This window comes from bacterium, assembly GCA_021372615.1.
Taxonomy (GTDB): Bacteria; Armatimonadota; Zipacnadia; order Zipacnadales; family UBA11051; genus JAJFUB01.
The window spans coordinates 37,960-44,701 of the sequence record JAJFUB010000141.1 but is presented as its reverse complement, the minus strand read 5'-3'; the positions used below and the strand labels follow the sequence as shown (position 1 = coordinate 44,701).

Sequence of the window (6,742 nt, the reverse complement as noted above, 5' to 3'; positions counted from 1 at the left end):
CCCCACGGACCGACGCGGGGCCCGCCGCACACGACGCGGCACCCGCGCCCTAAGCGCGTGAACGTGCATGACTCAATCATTGCGGCATCAGGGCGACGCCGGCGCCACCTGGCTCGGCGTCGTGCGCCATTCCTCGACGGGCATCCGCCTGCCGGAGCTGTTCCTGCCGGGCATCCTTGCGGCCTACCGGGCGCGCGGGGTGCCCGGCGAGTTGACGCTCTCCTTCGGCCGTGAGACCGCGCCCGAGAGCGTCATCACCGCCCCGCCCGGCACGTGGGAGATCACCCGCGGCCACACCGGCACCTCGATCCGTGAGTACATGACCCTCGGCGACCGCGAGGCCCGGCGCCTCGGTGTGGCCGTAGAGATCGAGGGCGACCACATGATCCTGATCGGGTCGCAGGCCGCGTCACTGCGGCGCATCTCCGGTGACCATGCGCACGGGCACGTCAGCCCCGAGCAGTTGCAGCGCTCCCTGGCCTACTACCGGCTGTGCATTGACGAGGCTGCCGCCACGGGTCTCGTCGGCTGCTTCACCATTGACGCCTCCGACCTGTACTGGCTCGGGGCCGACCGGCTGACCGGGGCAGCAGTCGAGCGCGAGTTCCGGCGGCGCTTTCCCGGCCAGCCGGGGCGCGACCTGCTCGACCGCTACGGGCGCGCGTGGCGCCTCCCCGCGTACGGCGGGGGTCGCGTCTCGGTCAGTATCTCCGCATCACAGGCCATGCGGCTGGCGCTGAAGTTCCACGACAGCCTGCAGGCCAGCGCGGAGCTGTACCGGTACTGCCGGGAGAAGCTGGGCGACCAGCCGTTCAGCTGGGAGATCGCGCTGGACGAGACCGCCGGTCCCACGACGCCGCGCGAGGCGCTCTTCACCCTCGTCGAGTGGCAGTCGCTCGGCTTGCCCTGCCACTACCTGGGGCCCAACGTCGGTTTCGCCAAGCGGCTGGACTACACGGGCGATCTTGCGCTGCTCACGCGACGGGTGCGGCAGCAGGATGCCATCGTGCGTGGCATCGCCGGCGGGCTGCTCTCGATCCACTCGGGCGACGGGACCAACCCCGACACCAACAGGGGCGCCGGGACGTGGGCCGCGATCGTGGCCGGCTGCGGCGGGAACTGCAAGTTCAAGGTCAGCGACCAGTACTACGAACTGCTCCTCGAACACCTGGCGGCCCTGCCGCCGGGCAGCACGGGACGGGTGCTGTATGAGGGCCTCTTCGATGCGGTCGAGACGTACCTGCGCCACGAGTTGGCCACTGGTGGCCCGCTGGTGACGCCGTCATTGCGGCAGCAGGTTGCCGCCTACGATGAGCAGGTGAAGCGCGCCCCGAGCCTGCGCCGCGATCCGCGTGCCGACTTCTTCCGCTTCAACGAGTACCTGTCGCTCAACATGCGGGACGAGACGGGTGGCCGCCCCTGGCGGGAGGCGCTGCTGCGCTACGTGCGCAGCGACGCGACCTTCCGGCGACGGTTCGACCAGGCGGTCGAGGAGCTGACGCTGCGGATGATTGACGGGCTGCATCTGGCCGAGGCCAGGGAGGACTGACATGGACCTGGGACTGTCCGGGAAGACGGCACTGGTGACAGGCGCGGCGCAAGGCCTCGGACGCGCCATCGCTTTGCGTCTGCGCGACGAAGGCTGCCTGGTCGCTGCGTTGGACATGAACACCTGCGCGCTGGCGAACCTGCCCGACATGGTGCTGCCGCTGGCCGCGGACGTGACGGTGGAGACGGAACTGCAGGCCGCCGTGGCGCAGATGACCGAGGCCTTCGGTGGCGTGGACATCCTCGTCAACAACGCCGGGGTGCAGAGCAAGGAGCGCCTGCCGGAGCTGGATACAGAGCTGTTCGAGCATGTGCTCAAGGTCAACCTGACCGGGGCGTTCATGCTCAGCCGGATGGTGCTGCCGCAGATGAAGGAGCGGGGGTGGGGGCGGATCATCAACATGGGGAGCATGGCCGGCAAGGCGGGGGGCCTGACCACGGGGGCGGCCTACACGGCCTCCAAGGCCGGGCTGATGGGCCTGACGAAGTCGCTGGCGCGCGAGGGCGCGCCGCACGTCACGGCCAACGCGCTGGCCCCGGCGTTCATTGAGACAGAGATGACCGACCCGGCGATCCGCGCCGAGCTAGCCGCGCAGATTCCCGTCGGCCGGCTGGGCACGCCGCAGGAGGTCGCCGCCGCCGTGGCCTTCCTGGCGTCAGACTTCGCGGGCTACATCACCGGTGAGGTCATGGACATCAACGGCGGGTTCCTCATTGACTGACTTCGGCTTCCGGCCGGGCAGTCAGCAGTGTCTCAGCGCGCGTCAAGGCCGCTGCATCCCCCATGAGCACGACCCGATCACCGGCCTCCAGCGCCTCATCGGCCGAGGGGTTGGCGATGGGCTCAGCGCGGCGCACAAGGGCCACCACGGCTGCGCCGGTGCGGGCGCGCAGGTCCAACTGCCGCAAGGTGGCGCCCACCCCACGCGCCCCATCCTCCAGTTCCACGACTTCGACGTCAGCGTCGGCCAGGAGTAGAGCCATGGTGGCTCGCGGGGCCTGTCCGCACGCCGGGTCGCGCAGGGCCAGATAGCCCTGACGCCGCAGCGCTGCCTGGGCGCGCTCGACTCGCCAGGCCGGCGCGCCGTAGGCAGCCATCACGCGCCCAACCAGCTCGAGCGAGGTCTCGAACTCCTCGGGCACGACCTCATCTGCTCCCAGGCGCGTCAGTTCCTCCACTTCCGCCACGAAACGCGTACGCACGATGATCCGCAGCGTCGGGTGCAGGCCCCGCGCGATGGCCGTGATGCAGCGTACGGCCAGAGGGTCGGCGACAGCGACGACGAGCACGCGGGCCCGCTCGACCCCGGCCTGGCGCAGCAGCGGCTCCTGACAGGCGTCCCCGTAGACCAGCGGTGTTCCTGCCTCCGTCACCTCCCGCGCCGTGTAGGGGTTCAGCTCCACCACGACAAACGGGGTCTCCAGCCGGGCCAGCACCCGCGCCACATTGCGGCCGTTCACGCCGTAGCCGACGATGACCACATGGTCGCTCAGCGGTGGCGGGCCCTCCCCCGCAGCCTCGTCCTGGCGGGACGACGGAGGGGGGAGAGACACCAGGCGATGGGCGGCAGCCTGCAGGCGCACCGCCGCCGCCGGCGCCAGGGCCATGAGCAACGGGGTCAGCAGCATCGTGGCAACCGAGGAAGACAGGAGCAGTTGCCCGGTGGTCTCGTCGAGGAGACCGGGCCCCGCCGCGCGCAGCAGTACGAACGAGAACTCCCCGACCTGCGCGAGCGCCAGGCCAGCCAGGAGGCCGTTGCGCAGTCCCAGGCCGAAGCAGAGCCCCACCAGGACGACGACCAACGCTTTGAGCACGACGAGGCCCGGAATGAGCACCGCCAGCGTACCCGCGGCGCCCAACCACGCCGATGGGGACACGAGCATACCGATGGAGATGAAGAAGAGGCTGCTGAGGGCGTCGCGCACCGGCATGATCTGGGCGATGACGTGATGGGAGTAGTCGGTCTCGGAGATGACGATGCCCGCCAGGAACGCCCCGAGAGCCAACGACAGGCCAGCCTGCGCCGACACATAGGCCGTCCCCATCGCCAGGGCGATGATCGTGAGGACGAACACCTCGGGGCTGCGGACACGGACGACGGTCTCCAGCACCAGCGGAATGAGCAGCCGCGCGACGACTAGCAGCAGTGCGACCAGGGCCAGTGAGCGGAGCAATCCCAGCAGCGCGCCCGCCCAGTCCGCGAGCCCCGTCTCCAGCATGGGCACCAGCAGCAGGAGTGGCACGACCGCCAGGTCCTGGAAGATGAGGACGCTCAGGCACAGGCGCCCGGAGGGTGTGTCGCTCTCACCGCGCTCCTCCTGCAGCTTGAGGACGATCGCCGTTGAGGACAGGGCGACGACGAAACCCACGAACACGCCGAGACGAGGCGGTAGACCAAACAACCGGCATGCGCCCAGCGTCGCGCCGATCGTCAGCACGACCTGTAGCAGGCCTGCCCCGAAGACCCAGTGGCGCAGCCGCAGCATCTCGCGCAGCGAGAACTTGAGCCCGATGGTGAAGAGCAGCAGGGCGACGCCCACCTCGGCCAGCATCTCCACAGCCTCGCGGTCGCCGACGAGCTTCAGTCCCCCGGGACCGATTAGGATGCCCGAGACGAGGAAGCCGACGACGGGCGGCACGCGCAGACGCCGCAGTACCACAACCACGACCAGCGAGGCCGCGATGACCACCAGCAGGTCACGCAACAGAGACATGTCGTGCATGTGGAGGGGGTTCGACGACGGCGGCCGTGAGGCCTCCGCAGGAGGGGAAACGAGGACGCCCCGGACGAGCGCCGGCGGGCGGTCAGGCGACGTGCCACCCGCCGGCGCTCGTCGCGCAACTCAGCACACGCAGTGTGCCGCCTGCAGCTTCCCCCGCAGCTCCTGCACGTCCACGCGGCGCGGCGCCACGGTCTTGTCGGCCGCCATCGCCGCCGCCACGCCGCATGCCTCACCGATGGCCATCACGGGGATCATCACGCGCACGGCCGACATGGCCTGAACATCCAGCGAGCAGCAGCGCCCGCTGACCAGCAGGTTGTCAATCTGCGTCGGCACCAGCGCTCCGTAGGGGATGTCGAAGTAGTCAGGCGGGTACAGCTCGTCGGGCAACTCGTCCATGTGCTCTTGGATCATGTAGCAGTCCGTGTTCGGGCAGGCCTTGCGGCACAGGTGTAGGCCCCTGCTGTTGGCCAGCCCGCGCGGGCAGTGGATGTCAATCCAGTACGAGCAGCGCGCCACCGCGTCCGTCAGCTTCTTGCCCTCGACGACGTCCGCGCCCGTGACGCGCTCCAGGCCCACGAGCTGCCGCGTCTCGCGGATGCCGATCATCGGCGGCGTCGCCACTAGGTGTGCCTCCTCCATGCCCGGCACCTTGTCGCGCCAGAAGCTGACGATGCGGCTGATCTGGTCGCGGGTGTAGACCTCGCCCCGCGTCAGGTCCTCCACATCGGTGGCGTCGCCCATGAAGCGCGTCATGTTGCAGCAGCCGTAGCCCTGCCGCAGCACCGAACCGTGTCCGCCAAAGCCGATGCCGTACACATGGAAGAGGCCGGCGTCGCGGGCCTCGTTGACCAGGCGCACGGCCTCCTCGCGCTGCTCGGGCTTCATCCGGTCTACGCCGCCGACAATGAACGAGCTGCCCATCGCCATCATCAAGCCGTCGGCCGGGCGGCCCTTGGTGCACTCGGCCCCGGCGCGGAAGGCCACGTCGGCGTCGCCGGTGGCGTCCACGAAGCACTTGGCGACGATGGCCTGCCGGCCGGACTTGCTCTCGATGATGATCGCCTTGAGCGCGTTGCCCTCGACCACTGACGCCGCGAAGTTGGCGTGCAGCAGCAGCTCGACGCCCGTCTGGGCGCACATGCGGTCGGCCGCGAGCTTCATCGTCTCGGCGTCGAACGCGATGCAGCCGCTCTTGACGTGCTCTTCCCACGGCCGTCCGGCACCCATGTCGTGCATCAGGTCCGCGAACTCGCGCGTGACACCCTCTGCCGTGGGCTTGTTGCTGCCCACCTCCTGCAGGCCCAGCATCGGGCCGACGTAGCCGGCCGTCGCTTGGCCGCCGAGGAAGCCGAAGCTCTCGATGAGCAGCGTCTTGGCCCCGTGCTTGGCAGCCTGCCAGGCAGCGGGCAGGCCGCCGGGCCCGCCGCCGACCACGCAGACATCCACCTCGCGGATGACAGGTATCTCGCGCGCGGGTTCAGCGATAGTTCGCATGGACTCTTCCTTCTCTCCAGTCGGATGTGGGTGGTGGGATGCGTGGGCGATTTCGTGATGGACGACTGGGGGACCTGCGTGGCTGGCGTTGGAGCGCGGGCTTTCCAGCCCGCGCCTTGCTGGGGCCGCAAACGCGCGGGCTGGGAAGCCCACGGTCCATTAGCGTCGGCTGAAGGTGGCGTACATCATCCAGAAGAGGCTCGCGATCCCGACCATCATCAGGAAGCTGGCGGCGAGCAGGCTGGTGTGGAAGATAAGCAGCACCAGCCCGACCAGGAGCATCCCCAGGCCGGACCACTTGACCGCCTCCAGTGCGGGCCGCGACCACAGCGTCCGCAACAGATCGGCCGGGTCAGTGAACATGAAGCCACACTGCAGGCACGCCCCGGCCTCGGCGGGGGTTTCAGAGAAGCACTTGGGGCAGATCTTCAGGTGCTGCTCCACGCGGCGCTGCTCGGTCTGGATGCGCTCGACCAGGCGCTTGAAGGCCGGGTCGTCGGGGCTGATTTCGTGGGCCTGCTTGGCGTGCGAGAGCGCCAGTTCATACTCGCGGCGGCTGAGGAAGATGCGGGCCAGGCGGTCGTGGAGGTAGGTGTTGCGGGGCTGCCGGCGGAGGGCCTCGGAGAACTGCTTAATGTCCCCGTCCTCCATGCTGCGCAGGGCCATGCGGTCAGCCATGTGGTTGATGACCGGCAGGCCCATGCAGCCGACCAGGAGCGCCAGCAGCAGCAGCCAGCCCAGCGGCGTGCCCCAGCCGACGATGATGCCCAGGAAGAGGAAGAGCAGGGCGACGAGGTACAGCGCAGTCTCGCTGCCGTTGAGCGCACGGTCGAAGTAGAGGCTGACCACGCGATAGATCGGGTAGGCCATGACCATCATCGCAAAGACGATGGCCGCCCCCTTGAACATCGCGAAACCAACAGTGCCGGCAGCACCCGGGTCCACGGTGGCGGTTCCTCGAGCGGGCGAGACG

The 6,742-nt window shown here is 69.3% G+C and carries 5 protein-coding genes; 2 read left to right on the top strand and 3 right to left on the bottom strand.

Going from position 1 to position 6,742, the window contains the following annotated elements; genetic code table 11:
• Positions 1-67: 67 nt before the first annotated feature.
• Positions 68-1,549 carry a tagaturonate epimerase family protein gene (locus LLH23_20570; protein ID MCE5240865.1) on the top strand — a complete coding sequence of 494 codons (1,482 nt, stop codon included), beginning with the start codon at positions 68-70 and terminating at the stop codon, positions 1,547-1,549.
• Between the two features lies 1 nt (position 1,550).
• Positions 1,551-2,270, top strand: coding sequence for an SDR family oxidoreductase (locus LLH23_20565; protein MCE5240864.1), 720 nt, complete (start codon positions 1,551-1,553; stop codon positions 2,268-2,270).
• On the opposite strand, the gene LLH23_20560 is transcribed toward LLH23_20565, so the two are convergent.
• The 3 genes from LLH23_20560 to LLH23_20550 form a co-directional block, all read right to left on the bottom strand.
• Complete coding sequence (locus LLH23_20560; protein MCE5240863.1) at positions 2,260-4,263, bottom strand: cation:proton antiporter; 2,004 nt, start codon at positions 4,261-4,263, stop codon at positions 2,260-2,262. The two genes, LLH23_20565 and LLH23_20560, sit on opposite strands and share 11 nt — an antisense overlap.
• A 129-nt stretch (positions 4,264-4,392) precedes the next feature.
• A complete protein-coding gene (locus LLH23_20555) occupies positions 4,393-5,769 on the bottom strand; it encodes an FAD-dependent oxidoreductase (GenBank protein ID MCE5240862.1) in 1,377 nt (458 codons plus the stop codon).
• Positions 5,770-5,928: 159 nt separating this feature from the next.
• Positions 5,929-6,714, bottom strand: coding sequence for a tetratricopeptide repeat protein (locus LLH23_20550; protein ID MCE5240861.1), 786 nt, complete (start codon positions 6,712-6,714; stop codon positions 5,929-5,931).
• Positions 6,715-6,742: the final 28 nt, after the last annotated feature.